Source organism: Streptomyces sp. NPDC044044 (assembly GCF_056434405.1).
The window spans coordinates 155,978-173,562 of record NZ_JBWKFG010000002.1 but is presented as its reverse complement, the minus strand read 5'-3'; the positions used below and the strand labels follow the sequence as shown (position 1 = coordinate 173,562).

General features: G+C 69.8%; 19 protein-coding genes. 18 read left to right on the top strand and 1 reads right to left on the bottom strand.

Annotated elements, in window-relative coordinates; genetic code table 11:
* Window positions 1–129 precede the first annotated feature (129 nt).
* A complete protein-coding gene (locus tag AC07AG_RS06595; RefSeq protein ID WP_478752532.1) occupies window positions 130–675 on the bottom strand; it encodes a PH domain-containing protein in 546 nt (181 codons plus the stop codon).
* A 113-nt stretch (window positions 676–788) separates the two neighbouring features.
* Here AC07AG_RS06595 and AC07AG_RS06590 point away from each other — a divergent pair, with 113 nt between their 5' ends.
* The 18 genes from AC07AG_RS06590 (at window position 789) to AC07AG_RS06505 (ending at window position 17,584) form a co-directional block, all read left to right on the top strand.
* Complete coding sequence (locus AC07AG_RS06590) at window positions 789–1,283, top strand: helix-turn-helix domain-containing protein (RefSeq protein WP_478752530.1); 495 nt, start codon at window positions 789–791, stop codon at window positions 1,281–1,283.
* A 9-nt stretch (window positions 1,284–1,292) separates the two neighbouring features.
* Window positions 1,293–2,588 (top strand): PBSX family phage terminase large subunit, encoded by a 1,296-nt coding sequence (locus tag AC07AG_RS06585; protein WP_478752528.1) that lies wholly within the window; start codon window positions 1,293–1,295, stop codon window positions 2,586–2,588.
* Complete coding sequence (locus AC07AG_RS06580) at window positions 2,588–2,791, top strand: hypothetical protein (RefSeq protein ID WP_478752526.1); 204 nt, start codon at window positions 2,588–2,590, stop codon at window positions 2,789–2,791. Before AC07AG_RS06585 ends, AC07AG_RS06580 begins: the two co-directional genes overlap by 1 nt.
* The gene (locus tag AC07AG_RS06575) at window positions 2,775–4,352 is read left to right on the top strand and encodes a phage portal protein (protein ID WP_478752524.1); all 1,578 of its coding nucleotides are present in this window, start codon (window positions 2,775–2,777) and stop codon (window positions 4,350–4,352) included. Before AC07AG_RS06580 ends, AC07AG_RS06575 begins: the two co-directional genes overlap by 17 nt.
* On the top strand, window positions 4,312–5,451 hold the full coding sequence (locus AC07AG_RS06570; RefSeq protein WP_478752522.1) for a phage minor capsid protein: 1,140 nt from the start codon (window positions 4,312–4,314) through the stop codon (window positions 5,449–5,451). Before AC07AG_RS06575 ends, AC07AG_RS06570 begins: the two co-directional genes overlap by 41 nt.
* A gap of 394 nt (window positions 5,452–5,845) precedes the next feature.
* On the top strand, window positions 5,846–6,649 hold the full coding sequence (locus tag AC07AG_RS06565) for a hypothetical protein (protein ID WP_478752521.1): 804 nt from the start codon (window positions 5,846–5,848) through the stop codon (window positions 6,647–6,649).
* Between the two features lie 16 nt (window positions 6,650–6,665).
* On the top strand, window positions 6,666–7,730 hold the full coding sequence (locus AC07AG_RS06560) for a major capsid protein (RefSeq protein ID WP_478752519.1): 1,065 nt from the start codon (window positions 6,666–6,668) through the stop codon (window positions 7,728–7,730).
* Window positions 7,731–7,732: 2 nt separating this feature from the next.
* Window positions 7,733–8,095 carry a hypothetical protein gene (locus AC07AG_RS06555; protein ID WP_478752517.1) on the top strand — a complete coding sequence of 121 codons (363 nt, stop codon included), beginning with the start codon at window positions 7,733–7,735 and terminating at the stop codon, window positions 8,093–8,095.
* Complete coding sequence (locus AC07AG_RS06550) at window positions 8,092–8,649, top strand: hypothetical protein (RefSeq protein WP_478752516.1); 558 nt, start codon at window positions 8,092–8,094, stop codon at window positions 8,647–8,649. The genes AC07AG_RS06555 and AC07AG_RS06550 overlap by 4 nt, the downstream gene beginning before the upstream one ends.
* 15 nt (window positions 8,650–8,664) lie before the next feature.
* Entirely contained in the window at window positions 8,665–9,174 is a 510-nt protein-coding gene (locus tag AC07AG_RS06545) for a hypothetical protein (protein WP_478752514.1), read from the top strand.
* A 12-nt stretch (window positions 9,175–9,186) separates the two neighbouring features.
* Window positions 9,187–9,594: a head-tail connector protein gene (locus AC07AG_RS06540; protein WP_478752512.1), complete on the top strand. Its 408-nt coding sequence runs from the start codon at window positions 9,187–9,189 to the stop codon at window positions 9,592–9,594.
* A 2-nt stretch (window positions 9,595–9,596) separates the two neighbouring features.
* On the top strand, window positions 9,597–9,905 hold the full coding sequence (locus AC07AG_RS06535) for a hypothetical protein (protein WP_478752510.1): 309 nt from the start codon (window positions 9,597–9,599) through the stop codon (window positions 9,903–9,905).
* Entirely contained in the window at window positions 9,902–10,252 is a 351-nt protein-coding gene (locus AC07AG_RS06530) for a hypothetical protein (RefSeq protein WP_478752508.1), read from the top strand. Before AC07AG_RS06535 ends, AC07AG_RS06530 begins: the two co-directional genes overlap by 4 nt.
* 59 nt (window positions 10,253–10,311) lie before the next feature.
* Window positions 10,312–10,743 (top strand): minor capsid protein, encoded by a 432-nt coding sequence (locus tag AC07AG_RS06525; RefSeq protein WP_478752506.1) that lies wholly within the window; start codon window positions 10,312–10,314, stop codon window positions 10,741–10,743.
* 9 nt (window positions 10,744–10,752) lie between these two features.
* Window positions 10,753–11,223: a phage tail tube protein gene (locus AC07AG_RS06520; protein WP_478752504.1), complete on the top strand. Its 471-nt coding sequence runs from the start codon at window positions 10,753–10,755 to the stop codon at window positions 11,221–11,223.
* Entirely contained in the window at window positions 11,223–11,726 is a 504-nt protein-coding gene (locus AC07AG_RS06515; RefSeq protein ID WP_478752502.1) for a DUF7426 family protein, read from the top strand. Before AC07AG_RS06520 ends, AC07AG_RS06515 begins: the two co-directional genes overlap by 1 nt.
* Window positions 11,727–11,953: 227 nt before the next feature.
* A complete protein-coding gene (locus AC07AG_RS06510; RefSeq protein WP_478752500.1) occupies window positions 11,954–14,260 on the top strand; it encodes a phage tail protein in 2,307 nt (768 codons plus the stop codon).
* 6 nt (window positions 14,261–14,266) lie between these two features.
* A complete protein-coding gene (locus AC07AG_RS06505; RefSeq protein ID WP_478752498.1) occupies window positions 14,267–17,584 on the top strand; it encodes a hypothetical protein in 3,318 nt (1,105 codons plus the stop codon).
* Window position 17,585: the final 1 nt, after the last annotated feature.

The following is a 17,585-nucleotide window of genomic DNA, read 5'->3' as shown; positions in this document are numbered from 1 at the left end:
CACTACGCCCGTAGTTGCAATACTGCCGATCATGTCCCACACTGAGCCGCAGATCCGGCATGCCCGGAAACAGAACGTACGGAGCCCCCAGCCAACATCCCTGGCTGGGGGCTCAGGCATGTCCAAGCTCTACAGGCTGTCGAGGATCTTCTCCCTGCGGTCCCGGTACTCCTCATCCGTGATCGCCCCAGCCGCCCTCAGCTGATCCAGCGTCGCCAGACGAGAAGCAACGTCTCCGCCGGCAGGAGCCGGAGCAGCCTGCGGCACGCCACCGGACGGCGCCCCCACCGCGCCAGCCAGACGGGCCCGCAGCGCATCCGCCAAGGCCTTCCCCGCGTCCTTCGGCATCTGCTTGATCTCGGCCTTGTTGCCCGACGAGAACACGGCCAGCGTCCCCATGAGCATGCCGCCCGACCACTGCACCGAGCTGATCCGGCTGTACGGGAAGTCCTCCACCTGCTGCGACATGACGCCGTGCTTGAGGAAAATCAGCCGCTGGCTCGTCATCGCCACCAGGCCGTTGCCCTTTCCGTATACGCCGGGGGCGAGCATCTCGACCGTCTCGCCCTCCCACAGCACCTCGGGCAGCCGCTGAATCTCCCGCTTCGACCCGATCGCACTCTTGAGCTTCGCTGCTGCGGCATCGATGTCCGGCCGCACGTTGACGTCCACCATCTGTGGCACCCCTCCACGTCTTGCGGCGGGGTGCTGCTGCTCTGCGGCATCGCGCCCCGCCGCGATGAGGCCAAGAGCGTAGCGCCCGATATGCAGCCTGCGGAGGTGACCGCGTGACACGACCCAAGTTCAGTAGGGGCGGCCTCGTTACCGACGCGGAGCGCGCCGAGATCATCCGCCTTCACGGCCAGGGCCTCGGCCGCAACAAGATCGCGCGAGCCACTCGCCGCTCCTCGCGGACGGTGTCCCTCATCTGTCAGGAGGAGGGCCTCGAATTCGACGTCACGCTCACCGAGGAGGCCACCCGGCACCGTGTGGCCCAACTCGCCGACCGGCGCGCCATGCTCGCCGAGGCGCTCCAAGACGACGCGGAGCGGCTGACCGAGCAACTGTGGCGGCCCGCGAAGGTCTTCAACATCGGCGGCTCCGGCAACACCTACACCGAGAAGGAAGTCGACGAGCCGCCCGCGGACGCGAAGAAGAACCTGATGGCGTCGGCCGGCATCGCCATCGAGAAGAGCCTGAAGCTCGTTCCCCCGGAGCGCGAGGACACGGAGGGCCTGGCGGCCGTCGACAAGTGGCTGAGGGGAATGATCGGCGGCGAGTAGGGGGCGCAGATGTTCAAGCCCCTGGTAGGGAAGGGCCTGCGCGCAACCACGCTGGCAGCGGCTCGCGGCAACCTGTGGGAGGGCGCGGTCCGTTCGGGCAAGACGATCGGGTCGATCATGGTGTGGCTGCGGTACATCCGCAGCGGTCCACCGGGGGCGCTCCTCATGGTCGGCAAGACCGAGCGGACGTTGAAGCGGAACATCATCGACGTCATCGAGCAGATGGTTGGCAAGAGGCGCTGCGTGTACCGGGCGGGCGCTGGCGAGGTCGTCATCTTCGGGCGCACGATCTACGTGGCCGGGGCGAACGATGAGAAGGCCGTCGACAAGATCAAGGGCCTGACCCTCGCGGGCGCGTACTGCGACGAGCTGACGACGTACCCCGAAACGTTCTTCCAGATGCTGGAGACGCGCCTCTCGATCGCCGGGGCCCAGTGGTTCGCGACGACCAACCCCGAGGGGCCGAACCACTGGCTGAAGAAGCAGTACCTCGACCGGGCCCGCCTGCACCTGCGCCGTGACGGGACACTCGTGGAGACGCTGGACTCGGACGCGCTCGATCTGCACCGCTTCAGCTTCACCCTGGACGACAATCCGACCCTGCCGTCCGACTATGTGGCCTCGCTGCGGCGGTCGCACCAGGGCTTGTTCTTCCGGCGGTACATCCTCGGAGAGTGGTGCCTCGCGGAGGGCGTCATCTACGACGCGTTCGACGAGGCCAAGCACGTCGTCGACCTGGTGCCGGACGTCAACCGGTGGATGTGCGTGGGCCTGGACTACGGCACCGTGAACCCCTTCGCTGCGCTCTTGATCGGCATCGGCACTGATGGCCGGCTGTACGTGGCCAGCGAATACCGGCACGACTCACGGATCGCACGCAGGCAGATGACCGACGCGCAGTACAGCGTGGGCGTGCGGCGCTGGCTGTCGACGTACGAGCACCGGGGAACGAAGGGCGTGGCACCGTCATGGATCTTCGTGGACCCGTCGGCGGCGTCGTTCATGACGCAGCTGTGGGCGGACGGGATGCCGGGGGTGGCCAAGGCCGACAACGACGTGAAGGACGGGATCCGCAGCGTCAGCACGGCGTTCGGCGAGAACGTCCTCTCGATCCACCGCTCGTGCACGGGGCTCCTCGACGAGTTGCCCTCGTACGTGTGGGACGAGAAGGCCAGCGCGAAGGGCGAGGACAAGCCGCTGAAGGTCGACGACCACAGCGTGGACGGTCTGCGGTACGGGCTGCACAGCTCGGCGCATGAGTGGCGGCATCTGCTGCCGGTGACGAGTCTGGAGGTGGCGGCGTAGTGGCTGCTGAAGTCGTCATGCCCGTGATCGTCAGGGTCGGGGAGACCGAGGCGCGGTGGGGAACGATCACCTTCACCGCGGAGGACTTCCCCGTCACCGAGGAGAAGATCCGGCGGCAGACCGCCTCTTTCCTCCGCGGTGTCGTGGACATTCTGGAGCGCCCCGACGGCACCAAGGGAGTCGACAATGCCGCTCCCCGATAAGGGCATCGCGTGGCCGCCCGTCCACCCCGCCGTGCAGGCCGACATGGCCGACTGGTCCGCCTGGCTCGCCGCGAACCCAGACCGCTTGGCGTACAGGTACCTCAACCGGCACCGCGACAACGCCCGCTTCGGACCCGCCGAGAACCGGCCCTCGCAGTACCGGGGCGGCGTCGTCGGCCGCGTCAGCCGCTGGTTCTGGGGCGAGCCGACCCCCCTCGGCGAGAAGCGCGCCAACCTGTTGATGCCGCTCGCCCGGGACATCGCCCGCACCTCCTCCGACCTCCTGTACTCCGAGCCGCCCGCCCTGAAGGTCGAGCACACAGCCACTCAGGAAGTCCTCGAAGAGCTCCTGAACACCGGGCTCAAGCGCACCCTGATCGCTTCTGGCGAGACAGGGGCCGCGCTCGGTGGCGGCTATCTGCGGATCGTGTGGGACGCCGACCTCAGCCCCACCCCGTGGATCGGCCGAGTCCGTGGGGACGCGGCCATCCCGGAGTTCGCTCACGGCGAGAAGCTGAAGGCGGTCACCTTCTGGACGGTCCTCGAAGCCGACGGGCAGAAGGTCGTCCGCCACCTGGAGCGGCACGAGCCCGGCTACGTCCTGCACGGCGTGTACGAAGGCACCGAGGACAACCTCGGCAAGCCGCGCACCCTCGGCGACTTCACGGCCACGAAGGACCTCCTCCCCTCCCGGCAGCTCCCGGCCGGCATGGAGAAGCGACTCCTCGCCGCGTACATCCCGAACACCATGGATGCCCCGGACTGGGTCGACATCCCCGGCGCGGCCGGGCTCGGTACATCGGACTTCCAGGGGGCGGAGACGTTCCTGTCGGCGATCGACGAGACGTACACGTCGTGGATGCGGGACATCCGTCTCGCGAAGGCGCGGATCATCGTCCCGTCCGGCTACCTCCAGTCCAACGGGCCTGGTGGAGGCTCTCTGTGGCAGGACCGCGAGGTCTACGCGGCGATGAACATCCCGCCGACCAGTGATCACGAGATCACGTTGAACCAGTTCGCGATCAGGCACGAGGAGCACCGGGCCACGATCGAGGAGCTCGCGGGCAAGGTCATCCGCAATGCCGGGTACTCCGGCAACACCTTCGGCGATGACTCCGATGGCGCTGCGGTGACCGCCACGGAGATCAAGGCCCGCACCGCGCGGAGCATGAGCACCCGCGCCCGCAAGGCCGAGTTGGCGGCGCCGGGGATCGCGGACATCACCGAGTCGTGGCTGATGCTCCTGACCTCCGGCATGTTCCCCGGTGCACCGTCTGTCGAGGTGGCGCGACCGGACGTCGAGTTCCAGGACTCGGTACAGGACGACATCAAGACTCTCGCCGAGACCGCCGAGCTGCTGCGTCGGGCCGAGGCTGCGTCCACCGAGACCCTCGTCGCCATCACTCGCCCCGACTTGGACGAGAAGGAGCAGGGCGAGGAGGTGGCCCGGATCCTGAAGGAGTCCGGCCGCGACGTCGCCGACCCGGCCCTCACCGGGGCCGAGGGTGAGGGGGTGCCGAATGCCGGTTTCCCCGGCGATGGCGGAGGACTTGGCGAGTGAGGTAGGCCGCCTGTACGCGGACGCCGAGGGCGCCCTCCTGGAGCGGCTGGCGAAGGCCCTGGAGGCGGACCTCGAATCGCCTCTGTGGGCGGAGCTGAAGCTCGCCTCGATCGGTAACCTCCGTACGGCCGTCGAGACGATCGCCCAGGCGCTCCAGGCCGACGCAGACGGCAAGGTCCGAGAGGCCCTCGTCACCGCGTACAACCGCGGCAGGCAGGCGGCCGTGGCCGAGCTCGGCGCGCTGGACATCGGGCGGGAGCTCGTTGCCCGTCGCGTCCTGCCGAATGCGCCGGCCGTGGACCGGCTCGCCGCGTCCCTCGCGCAGGACACTCGTCCGTTGTACGTGCGCATCACGCGCGCGGTCCTGGACGCGTTCCGTTCGATCGTGGGCCGCGTGTCCGGCGGGGTGCTCCTCGGCGGCATGACGCGGCGGCAGGCATCGCAGCGGGCACTCGATCAGTTCGCGGCGCGCGGCATCACAGGCTTTGTCGACAAGGCAGGCCGCTCATGGAACTTGGCCTCGTACGCGGAGATGGCCGTGCGCTCCGTGACCGCCCGTGCGGCTATCGAGGGGCACACGGACGCGCTCGCGGAGATCGGCGTCGGGCTGGTCATCGTGTCGGATGCACCGCTCGAATGCCCGCTCTGCAGAATGTGGGAGGGCGAGGTTCTGGAGCTGTCCGGGGAGGCCGGGCCGCACACGGTCGTGGCTGAGCATGCGGTGCAGCCGAGCGGCTTGTTCACGCCGAGGAGGACGGTCGTCGTGCACGTGGCCGGGTCGCTCGTCGAGGCGCGCGCGAAGGGTCTGTTCCATCCGAACTGCCGCCACTCCTTGGCCGCGTACTTGCCCGGTGTGACGACGCGGCCGCCGCATCATGCGACGCCGGGGACGTCGTACGAGGACACGCAGCGGCAGCGGGAGATCGAGCGGCACATCCGCCGCTGGAAGCGCGTCCGGGCCGCCGCGATGGGCGAGGACGCCCGGCGGAAGGCTGGGGCGAAGGTTCTCGCGTGGCAAGCCGCGATGCGCGAGCACGTAACCGCCCATGAGGACCTGCGACGTAATCGTCAGCGCGAGCAGATCAACACGGCCCGCTAACCCCGCCCCTGCTGCCTCTCGAACTGCTGCAACTCCTGTACCGAACAGGCCGTGCAGCGCGGATCACCCACCGGTTGCCAAGCGCCCGGGGCCCCGCCTCCCCACCCGGCACTTCGACGCTGAAGCCGCTGCTTCTTCGAGCCTTGGCAGCGAGGGCAGCGCTCGGAAGTCTCTTCTTCTCGCTCGTGCACGTCCATCTCTCGACGGTACCCACGCCGCGTCAACCAGTCACAGACTTCGGCCCGCCTGGTGCGGGCCGGGAACACCGATCCGCCTGGTGCGGGTCACTCCTGAGGCCCGCCGGGCGCGGGCCGCTTGCACATTCACCGGGCACGCCAGGCGCGGCCCGATCCCCAGCCCGCCAGGCGCGGGCGACACAGGCCCTGGAGGGCTCATGCCGAAGAAGACCCTGCCCCGATACCGACTCGCGGGCGCCGGATGGGCACACCCCTACGGTGCTGCCCCTTTCTCCCCGTTCCTGTACGCGGACGGAGGAGACGGCGACGGCTCCGGATCCGGCAGCGGAGACGGGAACGGTGACGGTGGAGACGGCACGGGAGGTGACGGCGGCTCCGGTGACGGGGACGGCGGCAGCTCAGGTGACGGCGGTGCCGGTAAGGACACCGGGCAGGGCAAGAGCGGCAAGGACGGCGACGACCTGGCAGCCACGGTCAAGCGGCTGGAGAAGGAACTCGCCTACGCGCGCGGGGAGGCGGGCAAGGCCCGCACCGCAGCAAAGCAGCAGGCCGCAGACGACGCGGTCAAGGAGCTGACGCAGCAGCTCGGCAAGGCGCTCGGGTTCGTGAAGGACGACGACACCCCGCCGGACCCGAAGGCGCTCGCCGAAGCGATCGCGCAGAAGGACACGACGATCTCCGAGAAGGACTCGGTGATCCGCGCGAAGGACGTCGAGCTCGCCGTGTGGATGCGGGCCGACAAGCTCCAGGTCCGCGCGGGCGCGCTGCTCGACTCGCGCTCGTTCGTCGCCAAGCTCGCCGATCTCGACATCGCCGAGCAGGGCTTCACGGCCGCCCTCGACACCGCGATCAAGGAAGCGGTGAAGGAGAACGGCGCGTTCGCGGCCGTCGCCTCCGCGGGGAAGAGCGGCGGCGACCTCTCCGGCGGCACCGGCGAAGGCACCGCCAAGAAGCGCACCGGCTCCCTCTCCGGGGCCGTCGGCTCGCACTACCAAACCTGAAGATCAGGAGTAACCCATGCCCGTAACGCTCGCTCAGGCGCAGCTCAACACACAGGCCGACGTGGACTACGCGGTCATCGACAACCTGCGCCGCTACTCGTGGCTCCTCGACCAGATCGTGTTCGACGACACCGTCACCCCCGGAACGGGCGGCGGCACCCTCACCTACGGCTACACCCGGCTCACCGCCGCGCGTAGCGCGCAGTTCCGCGAGCTGAACCAGGAGTACACCGCCTCGCAGGCCACCCGCGGCCGGCAGACGGTGGACCTCAAGCCGCTCGGTGGCGCGTTCTCCGTGGACCGGGTGCTCGCGAATCTCGGACCGGCGCAGACCAACGAAGTCACCTTCCAGATGCAGCAGCTCCTGACCGGGGTCCGTACCCGGTTCCAGGACGAGCTGATCAACGGTGACACGGCGGTCGACTCGGCGGGCTTCGACGGCCTGGACAAGGCCCTGACGGGCACGGCGACCGAGTACCTGCCGGTCAGCGAGGGCGTCACCTCGGGCTACCTGGACTGGACGCGGGGCACGATCGACACGCAGGCCGAGGCGATGTCTCAGCTCGACGTGATCGACGACTTCCTGTCGCGGATCGTTCCGTCCCACACCGGCGGCGGGGACCAGGGCTCTCCGGGCTCGCTCCCGCCGGGCCTGAAGGCGATCCTCGGCAACACCAAGAGCATCACTCGCATGCGGGCGCTCGCTCGGTGGGCCGGGATCTACGCGCAGTCGAAGGACGACCTCGGTCGCGCGGTCGAGATGTACGGGCCGTGGGCGCTGGTCGACCTCGGCGACAACGCGCTCGGCGCCGCGCCGATCGTGCCGGTCGAGACCCGCGACGCGGACGGTGTGGGCGGTGGCGGCAACATCACCAACCTGACCGACCTGTACGCGGTCAGCTTCGGCCTGGATGCACTGCACGGCGCATCGGTGGCGGGTAAGCCGCTGATGGAGACGTGGATGCCCGACTTCTCGCAGGCGGGTGCGGTCAAGTCGGGCGAGATCGAGATGGGCCCGGTCGCCATGGTGCTCCGCAACACCAAGGCCGCCGGCGTCCTCCGCAACGTGAAGGTGGCCTGATCATGAACGCCTTCACTGTGCACGCCCCTGTGGGCGACTTCAGCGGCGAGTCGGCGGGTGTCTCGTTCCGGGGCGGCGTCGGCCACGTCACCGACGAGGCGAAGGAGGGCCGGGCGGCCATCGAGTACTTCCGCCGCCGCGGCTACACCCTCACGCGGGACGGCGCGGACGAGGAGCAGGACGGGCCGCTGGAGCCCGCCGCGCCTTCGGCCCCCGCGCCGTTTGACCCGTCGGAGCATGACGCTGGCGAGGTCATCGCGTACCTCGACTCCACCACCGACGAGGACGAGATCGCGCGCGTCCTCGACGCCGAGAAGTCCGGCAAGGCCCGCAAGACCGTCCTCCAGAAGGGAGCCGAGGCATGACCGTTCACGGCGCATTCCGCGGCAACGTCCGCGACAGTCTCGGCTACCTCGACACCGGTGGCCGTCCTGACGTCTTCCATCGGGCCAACCTCCCCAGGGTCGGCCTGGACGACGTGGCCGCACTCGCCACCGGCGTGATGACGTCGGTTGACCTGTGGCTGAACGAGGGCGACCTCGTCACCAGCCTGTCCTTCCTGTCCGGCGGTACCGCGGCCGGTACGCCTACCAACTACTGGTTCGCGCTGTACGACCCGACCGGTGCTCTCCTGTCGCAGTCGGCGGACCAGCTGACGGCGGCGTGGGCGGCGGACACGTGGAAGACGCTCGCGCTGGGTGCAGCGCAGCGGGCCACGAGATCGGGCCGGTACAAGGCTGCGGTCAACGTCACGGCGACGACTCCGCCGACGCTGATCGGCTCTCTCGGTGCGAAGTCGCTCCTTACCGGAGAGACGGACCTCGCTCGCACGTCTGGCTCGTCGCTGACGGGTACCGCTCCGGCGTCGATCGCCTCCCCGGCGTTCAAGCGCCAGGTTCCGCTCGTCATCGCGACCTGATCCGGAGGCTCACTTATGGCTCTCACGAGTAGCCTCTCGATCGCCGCGACTGCGGAACTGTCCGCGGCCCTCGACCTCACTACGGGGCGGGCTCCGCTCCAGGTCCGTAAGTCGGTGGCGCTCGCGTCCGGTACGGGTGTGGGCAAGGCGGACAAGGTGTTTTCCGACCGGCGCACGCTGGCGGCGTCGGCGACTGAGGATCTCGACCTCGCGGGTGTCCTGTTGGACGCCTTCGGGGCCGCGATCACGTTCGCCCGCGTCAAGGGCCTGATCATCTCGGCGGCCGCCGGCAACACGAACAACGTGGTAGTCGGCGCGGCGTCGACGAACCCGTGGGCGACGCTCCTCGGTGCGACGCACACGCTCACCCTGCGCCCTGGTGCGACGGTGGGTGTCTTCGCTGGTGCCGCCGATGCGGTGGGCTACGCGGTCACTGCGGGCACGGGCGATCTGCTGAAGGTCGCCAACTCCGGTGCTGGCACGCCGGTGACGTACGACGTCGTCATCATCGGCGCGTCCGCGTAGAGGGGGTGCCCGGTGGCCAGGGTCTACGCGACACCAGCGGAGTACGAGGATTTCACCGGGCAGCCCGCCCCTGCGAACGCTGTCCGGCTGCTGGCACGGGCCTCGCGGCTCGTGTCGGCAGCCACGAAAGCGGCGCTGTACGACACGGATCCGGCGGGCTACCCGACGGACACCGACATCCGGGAGGCGTTCCGTGACGCCACGTGCGCGCAGGTGGCGGAGTGGGCGCGGCGGGACGCAGCGGCGTCCGGGGAGAGCGATGATCCGGCGGCGAGTCCGTGGACGTCGGTGTCGGCGGGCGGGTTGTCGTTCTCCCGGCAGTCGGCGCCGACGGAGACGGCCGCGGACACCGACTTGGTGCCGGAAGCCTCCGAGATCCTCGCCGATCTGGACCTGTACCAGGTGGTGTGGTCGACGTGAGGATGCCGCGCTTCCTACTGCGGCACACGGTGGTGGTGGAGCCGTTCCTCGGCAACTCCTCCACTGGGGCCGTGTACGGTCCCGCCGTTGAGGTGCGGGGCCTGCTGGAACAGAAGACCCGGCTCGTCCGCAACGCGGCGGGCGAGCAGGTCACCTCGTCCTCGACGATCCGGGCACCGCTGGAGACGGTGGCACCCGCGAAGAGCCGCGTGCAGCTGCCTGACGGCAGGAAGACGACCGTGATCGCGGCCGTGCGGCAGGACGGCGCGGGCCTGCCCGTACCGGATCATCTGGAGGTGCAGCTCCAGTGACGCAGTACGCGCGCATGAACTGGCAGGGCACCCGGCTATGGACTTCCCGCGGCCGGCGCCTGGCATCTGAGGGTCTCCAACGGGCCCTGGAGCACGGCCTGAAAGTCTCGAACGAGCGCGTGCCGCTGGAGGAAGGCACCTTGGAGCGGTCCGGCCGCGTGGACGTGGACGGCCTGAACGGGGCGATCTCCTACGACACCGTGTACGCGGTGCGGCAGCACGAAGAGCTGACCTGGAAGCACCTGCCCGGACGTCGGGCGAAGTACCTGGAGTCGGCGATGAACGACGAGCGCGAGATCATGCTCCAACTCATGGCCGTGACGCTGCGCCGCTTCTTCCGCGGCTGACCTTCATCCGCCCGAACCCCCGCCCAGCGCGGGGGTTTTCGCATGTCCGGAGGGTCGCCGTGGGTCACACCAGCTCGATCGTCAACGGCCTCGCTGAGCTGTTCGCCGCCGAAGGGCTCGGCGTGTACCGGCCCACCGGGGTAGTGGCGGACGGCGAGACCGGGATCTTCCTGCACCGCCTACCCGAGGCCCCCGATCGAGCGTTCGCGATCACTCCGTACCCGGTCGAGGACACCGGCCTGTCCGACGTGACCGACGGCGTGCAGATCCGTATGCGCGCCGGCCCGGACCCCCGCGACGTCCTCGACATGGCCGACGCCGTCCGCGACCTCCTGCACATGCGGGAGGCCCTCGTCGTCGGCGGAGTGCGGCTGTCCCTGATCTGGCGTGACTCACAAGCCCCGATGGGCCAGGACGAGCACGGCCGCGAAGAGCTGACCAGCAACTACTACGCCCGCTCGTCTCGACCGAGCATCCACGTCAACGAATAGGAGGCCGTCATGTCGACGCCTACCGAGACCGCTCTTGCCCGCCGCTGGCGGCTTGAGATCAACATGGCCACGGCGGAAGCGCCGGACTGGCAGCTCGTCCCGGCGATCACTGAGTTCCAGTGGACGGCCGAGCCGAACTTGGAGGACGACACCTCGTACGACACCGACGGGTGGGGCGAGAACACCAAGACCGGCCAGGACTGGGAAGTCGAGGTCACCTTCAACCGCAAGGCCTCGCCCGACTCCACCACGTATTCAGCCGTGCACGAGAAGATCCGTCTTGCGTTCTTCGCGTACGGCGAGCCGTCCAAGGTGCACCTCCGCTTCATGGACCGCAACGGTCTGCCTGAGGCGTACGAGGGCTACGGCCTGCCCAACTGGGAGCCCCAGGGCGGCGAGGCCCGCGACTTGGACCAGGTGCAGACAACGTTCACCGGCACGGGCCCGCTCACCCCGATCACGAACCCGCTGGCCGCCTGATGGCCGGGGCATTCAAGGTCCTGGAGGAGTTCCAGGACGACGCGCTGACGCTGCCCGTCCGCCTCCCGGACGGCAAGGTGAAGGAGTTCCGCATCCCTTCACCCTCGGCCGAGGACGGGCTCCGCGTACAGACCCTCATGGAGCAGACCGCACGCATGGCCGACTCCGGGGCAGCCATGGACACAGAGGTCCTTGACGACGCTCAAGAGCTTGATCTGTACCGCACGGCCCTCGGCGACGCCTATGACGACCTCATGTCCGCCGGGCTGCGCTGGAGCCGGTTCCGGCATGTCGCCATGACCGCCGTCATGTGGATCACTGCCGGGCTGGAATCGGCCGAGAAGTACTGGGAGTCCGATGGCGACCCTTCTCGGGTGGCCCCGAATCGGGCGGCACGCCGGGCCTCATCGGCTGCGGCGAGCAAGACCCAGAAACGGGGCTCTTCGAGTGGTACGAGCACCCGCAAGGCCACCGGCCGCGCCCGAAAGGACGCGAAGACCTGACGTGGGGCGCCCTCCTCGATGAGTGGGCGCTGATCGAGTGCGACCTCCAGGACCGAGGCATCGACCTCGACACCCCCGGCCTCATGCAACAGCGCACGTGGCGGTGGCTGCGCGTCCGCATCCTCGGCCTGCTCTCTGCCGAATCTCGGCTCTCCCGGCACTTCGCCCCGCCTGAGCCCAAGGCGCCGCGCGCACCCCGACGCTGATCTCCCCAAGGGGGTGCACCCATGGCCCTCAACCTTGGCGAGCTGGTCGCAGGACTGCGCGCGGACGATGCTCCGTTCACGCGCAGCCTGACCCGCGCCGAGCTGGCCATGCGGGGCCTCACCCGCGACGTCAACGGCCAGTTGCGGGACATGAACGGCCGGTTCGTCCGGGACGGCGACGCCATGGGCCGCAGCTTGTCCTACGGCATTGGCAGCGGTGCCCGCGCGGCCGTGGCCGCACTGCGCAAGGTGGCCCCGGCGGCGGTTGGTATCGGGGCCGGCCTTCCGGTGATCGCCGCAGCGACGGCCGCGCTCGGCGGGTTGGCCGCCGGCGCCGCGGCGGCTGGGCTCGCCTACAAGGCATTCAGTCTCGCGGCGGGCCCGCAGATGGAGTCGGTCACCGAGGTCTCCAAGCTCGCCGAGGAAGCGCAGAAGGCTGTCGCGTCTGGGGCATCGGATGCTGCCGAGAAGCAGAAGGCGTACAAGGACGCGATGGCACAGCTGCCGCCTGCTACGCAGCAGACGGCTAAGGCGTTCATCGGCCTGAAGAAGGACTACAAGGGTTGGTCGGACGAGATGTCCGGCACGACCATGCCGGTCTTCACCAAGGGGATCGGAATCCTCCGGGACCTGCTACCGATGTTGACGCCGTTCGTGAAGGCCGCGGCGAGCGCTATCAGCGGGTTCCTCGACGACGTCGGCAAGGGCGTGAAGTCGGCGGGGTTCAAGGCTTGGGCCAAGGACATGGCCGAGGCGGCGGGCCCGGCGCTCCGGAACTTCCTCGAAGTGATCAAGAACCTCGCTGTTGGGTTCGGCGGGCTCCTCCAAGCGTTCCTGCCTGTCTCGGGCCAGATGACGGGCGGGCTCGTCAGCATGACCGAGGCGTTCGCCAACTGGGGAACGTCCCTGAAGGGCTCCGAGGGGTTCGCGACGTTCCTGGAGCTGGCACGCCAGGGCGGGACCACGCTGGGCCAACTGGCCCTGGCCGTCGGCAATCTACTGGTCGCGCTCGGCCCGCTGATCGGTGTGACGACGCAGGTGGCGCTTGCGCTGGCACGGATCATCAACGCTCTGCCGCCTGAGGTGCTGTCGGTGCTGGCGACGACCATTGCGGCTGTCGTCATCGGCATGAAGGCGTGGGCGATCGGTGCTCGCGTGGTGGCCACTGCGAACGCGCTGATGGCGAGCAGTTCACTTGCTGCGATCCGCGGATGGGTGCGGATGATGGCCGTGGGTGTGGCCGCGTACGTGCGTATCGCTGCCTCGGCGGTCGCCTCGGCTGCGACGACTGCGGCGGCGTGGGCGGGTGCCGCGCTGCGGTCGATGGCCACGTTCGCGGCGCAGATGATCCGCACCGCGCTCGTGGCGGTCGGGCAGTTCGCTCTGATGGCGGCGCGGGCGATCGCGTGGGCTGCGGTGATGGCCGCTCAGTGGCTGATCGCGATGGGCCCGATCGGCTGGATCACGATGGCCGTCATCGCCCTGGTCGCGCTGGTGGTCGCCAACTGGGAGACCGTCAAACAGTGGACCATCACGGCCTGGACGGCGGTGTGGGGCGCGGTGCAGTCGGCCGTGAACATGATCCTCGCCGGGGTGCGGTGGCTCGCCCAGATCCCCGGCTGGGTCGCGGGGTGGTTCGGCGACATGAAGGCCCGCGCCGTATCCAAGGCCATGGAACTGGTCGGGTGGGTGCGGGGCCTGCCGGGGCGGATCCGGTCGGCTCTGGCCAGCCTGCTCGGTGTCCTGCGCTCGTCGGCGACGAACGGCTTCAACGCCTTCCGCTCCGCTGCGGTCTCGCGGGCCTCCGCGTTCGTCTCCTGGGTGCGCGGCTTGCCCAGGCGGATTTCCAGCGCCATCGGGTCCCTGTCCGGTCTGCTCGTCTCCAAGGGGCGCGATGTGATCCGCGGCCTGTGGAACGGCATCAAGGCCATGGGTTCGTGGCTGAAGAACCAGTTGATCAACTTCGCCAAGTCGATGATCCCGGGCCCCATCGCGAGCGCCCTGGGCATCTCCTCGCCGTCTCGCCTCATGGCCGACCAGGTGGGCCGGTGGATCCCCGCCGGTATCGCGCAGGGCGTCACCCGCAATGCGGGCGTGCTCGACACGGCCATGTCGAATCTGGTCAACACCCCCACCCCGTCCGCGTCCATGGCGATGGCCGCCGGCGCGGCCGGTGCGGGAGCCAGCGGGGGCGGCATGCGGGCCAGGGCGCCCCGGGTCGTGGAAATCCGCTCGGACGGCAGCGGGTTCGGCGACCTCATCGTCGGCACCCTCCGCGACGCGGTGGGCTCACGTGGCGGCAACGTCCAATTCGTACTCGGGAGGTGAGACGACATGGCCTTTCCTGAGGACCCGTTGGGCGTGCGCGTCGAGTTCCGCACGGGGCTCGTGTGGACGGACATCACGGCGGACGTGAAGGTCGCGGACCCGATCACGCACACGCGCGGGATCCGCAACTCCGGCACGTCCGCCGAGCACGCCACCTGCCCACTGAAGATCGACAACAAGGACGGGCGCTTCTCGCCGCGCAACCCGATGGGCCCGTACTACGGGGCCATCGGACACAACACGCCCGTGCGCATCTGGATCCCCGGCGGCCCGCACTTCCTCGACCTCGACGGGCAGCCCGGCACCGCGGCCACCACCCCGGACACGGCAGCCCTCGACATCACCGGCGACCTTGACCTCCGCGTCGAGGCCGCCGCCTCCTGGTACCAGGCCGGAGCCCGCACCCTGATTGGGAAGTGGGAGCCCACCGGCGACCAGCGGTCCTACCTGATGCGCCTCCAGGACGGCTCGCTCTACCTCACCTACTCCACCGACGGCACCGCCGCCGGGAGCTTCTTCCACGCGCGACGCCTGCCCGCGCTGCCCGAGCGTGCGGCCCTGCGCACCACGCTGGACGCCGACGACGGAGCAGGCGGGCATACCGTCCGCTTCTACTGGGCCGAGACCCTGGCCGGGCCGTGGACAGAGTTCGCGGACCCGATACTCCTCGCGGGCACCGCCCCCATCTACACCAGCACGGCCCCGCTGTCCGTGGCACCGACCGACCTCACCTCGTCCATCCCGCGTCCGCCGATGGAGGGCCCGGTGTACGCCGCCGAGGTGCGCTCCGGCATCGGCGGCACAGTGGTGGCCGCCCCCGCTTTCGAGGCGCTGCCGCTTGGCACGTCCGGGTTCACGGACTCGGCCGGCCGCGTGTGGACGCTCACGGGGGCGGCGATCGCGGACCGTCAGGAGCGGTTTGTGGGCGAGGTCTCGACGTGGCCGCAGAAGTGGACTCCGTCCGAGAAAGCGGTGTGGACGCCGGTGGAGGCCGCGGGCATCCTGCGCCGCTACGGGCAGGGTCAGAAGGCCCTCGACTCCACCCTGCGCCGCCGCATCCCGAGCGGATCGCCGCTCGCCTACTGGCCGTTCGAGGAGGAGCGGGAGGCCACCCGCGCCTACTCGCCGATCAAGGGCGTGAGCCCCGCCGCGGTGACGGGCCTGGAGTTCGCGGCCGTTGACACCCTGCCGAGCTCGCGGGCCCTGCCCAAGCTCAGCGGGGCCGCCACCCTCTCGGCGATCGTTCCCGCGTACCCCACGCCCACGCAGTGGCAGGTGGAGTTCGTCTACGCCGCTGACGACAAGGCCCCGGCGGCGGCCGAGCCGCACCCGGAAGTCATCAGCATCTCGGCCACCGGCACGGTGCGCCGCTGGTCGGTGGGCATGCGCAACGGATCCGGCCGCGTCTACGGTTACGACGCGTCCGGAACGGCGATCGTCGACCAGCTCGTTGGGCTGGGCTCGGATGTCTTCCACGGCTGGGTGCGCCTGCGCTTCTGGGCCACCGAGACGGCCGGGGTGGTCACGTGGGGGCTGTTCTTCCAGGACCCGGGCGGCGCCGCGGGCGGTATCTCGCGCACGGTCAGCGGCACCACGGGCCGCGTCACCGCCGTCACCGCCACCTGGGGTGCGGCCACCGAGGGATGGGCCATCGGGCACCTGTCGGTCCTCCCGGTCGCCGAATCCTCGCTCTACACGGGCAGCGACCTCGCGTACTCCGGCGAGACCGCATGGGCGCGCATGCTGCGCCTGGCCAATGAGGAATCCATCCCGCTGGCCCGGATCGCCGGGCCGCTGGAGCCGGAGCGGGTAGGTCCGCAGCGCCCGGAGACCCTCGTCGACCTCCTGCGGGAGGCCGCGGATGTGGACGGCGGGCTCCTCCTGGAGGACCGGCACCGTGCGGGCCTGCTCTACCGCGACCGCAGCAGCCTCTACACGCAGGAGCCCGCTCTCGTCCTCGACTACGCGGCCGGGGTGATCTCCACACCGCTGGAGCCGGTCGACGACGACCAGGCGACCCGCAACGACATCACCATCACCCGCCAGGGCGGGAGCTCGGCGCGCGCGGTCCTCGAGGAAGGCCCGCTGTCGGTGGCCCAGCCGCCCGCCGGGATCGGCCTGTACGACGAGGCCGTGACGCTGTCGCTGGCGGACGATGTGCAGGCCGAGCCGCACGCGTTCTGGCACCTGCACCTGGGCACGTACGACGGGGCCCGCTACCCGGCGGTGCGGGTCCTGCTGCACCGGCGTCCCGCGCTGATTGCGGATGTGATTGCGCTCCGCGAGGGCGATGTGCTCCGGATCGTGAACTTGCCGTTCTGGACGTCGAACGGGGCTGTGGACCTGCTTGTGACCGGGTACAGCGAGGTGTTGCTTCCACGCAGGTGGGAGATCACGTTCACCTGCCAGCCCGCCGGCCCCTGGATGACCGCGAAAGCGGATCACCCCGTATACGCCAAGGCCGACACCGACGGATGCTCTCTGGCCGCCGCAGCGACGGCCACGGCCACCGCGTTGGACGTGGTGAGCTCCGGTCTGCCGTGGACGACGGCACTGGCCGCGATGCCCATTCCGCTCCAGCTCGGCGGCGAGGAGGTGTCCGCCACCGCGATCGCGCCGCTGGCCGACACCTTCACCCGCAGCGTTTCGGGCGGCTGGGGGACCTCGTCGGGTGGGCAGGCGTGGGCGACGGCTGGTGGCGCCGGGGCGGAGCGCTCCGTGGACGGTGTCCGCGGCGTGGTGACGCTGCCTTCGTCGGTGTCCTCTGTGCGCTTCCAGACGCTCGTGTCCGGGGTGCAGGACTGTGAGGTGCGCTGTCGGATGTCTGCCGCGCAGGTGTCCACCGGGGCGAGCCTCGTTCCGGCCGTGCTGCTTCGCTATGTCTCCACGTCCGTGTACTACCGGGCGCGCGTCCACTTCGGCACCGGTGGCGGCATGTTCACCAGCATCACCCGCGACACCACGCAGGTGGGTGGGACTCCCGCGCTGCCCTACACCTACGCCGCGGGCGACGAGTTCGAGGTGCGGGTGCGCCTGGACGGCAACCGTGTCCGGATGCGGGTGTGGCCGGTCGCTGCGGTCGAGCCGACGGTGTGGCACCAGGACCAGGAGATCAGCGCCAACGCGATCGCCGAGGGCGCCGTGGGCCTGACGGCGTCCGGTTTCGCGGGCAACACCAACGTCTCTCCGTCTCTGAAGTTCGACAACTTCGATGTGGTGGGCGGGCAGCGCATGACCGTCGTGCGCTCCGTCAACGGCGTCGTGAAGCCGCACGCGATCGGCACTCCCATTCGGCTGGCCCGTCCCGCGATCGCATCCCTGTAAG

Excerpts from the sequence above, each read along its gene's own strand:
- AC07AG_RS06595 (WP_478752532.1), bottom strand. The coding sequence starts at position 675 with ATGGTGGACGTCAACGTGCGGCCGGACATCGATGCCGCAGCAGCGAAG.
- AC07AG_RS06585 (WP_478752528.1), top strand. The coding sequence starts at position 1,293 with ATGTTCAAGCCCCTGGTAGGGAAGGGCCTGCGCGCAACCACGCTGGCA.
- AC07AG_RS06575 (WP_478752524.1), top strand. The coding sequence starts at position 2,775 with ATGCCGCTCCCCGATAAGGGCATCGCGTGGCCGCCCGTCCACCCCGCC.
- AC07AG_RS06570 (WP_478752522.1), top strand. The coding sequence starts at position 4,312 with ATGCCGGTTTCCCCGGCGATGGCGGAGGACTTGGCGAGTGAGGTAGGC.
- AC07AG_RS06565 (WP_478752521.1), top strand. The coding sequence starts at position 5,846 with ATGCCGAAGAAGACCCTGCCCCGATACCGACTCGCGGGCGCCGGATGG.
- AC07AG_RS06560 (WP_478752519.1), top strand. The coding sequence starts at position 6,666 with ATGCCCGTAACGCTCGCTCAGGCGCAGCTCAACACACAGGCCGACGTG.
- AC07AG_RS06555 (WP_478752517.1), top strand. The coding sequence starts at position 7,733 with ATGAACGCCTTCACTGTGCACGCCCCTGTGGGCGACTTCAGCGGCGAG.
- AC07AG_RS06550 (WP_478752516.1), top strand. The coding sequence starts at position 8,092 with ATGACCGTTCACGGCGCATTCCGCGGCAACGTCCGCGACAGTCTCGGC.
- AC07AG_RS06545 (WP_478752514.1), top strand. The coding sequence starts at position 8,665 with ATGGCTCTCACGAGTAGCCTCTCGATCGCCGCGACTGCGGAACTGTCC.
- AC07AG_RS06535 (WP_478752510.1), top strand. The coding sequence starts at position 9,597 with ATGCCGCGCTTCCTACTGCGGCACACGGTGGTGGTGGAGCCGTTCCTC.
- AC07AG_RS06520 (WP_478752504.1), top strand. The coding sequence starts at position 10,753 with ATGTCGACGCCTACCGAGACCGCTCTTGCCCGCCGCTGGCGGCTTGAG.
- AC07AG_RS06515 (WP_478752502.1), top strand. The coding sequence starts at position 11,223 with ATGGCCGGGGCATTCAAGGTCCTGGAGGAGTTCCAGGACGACGCGCTG.
- AC07AG_RS06510 (WP_478752500.1), top strand. The coding sequence starts at position 11,954 with ATGGCCCTCAACCTTGGCGAGCTGGTCGCAGGACTGCGCGCGGACGAT.
- AC07AG_RS06505 (WP_478752498.1), top strand. The coding sequence starts at position 14,267 with ATGGCCTTTCCTGAGGACCCGTTGGGCGTGCGCGTCGAGTTCCGCACG.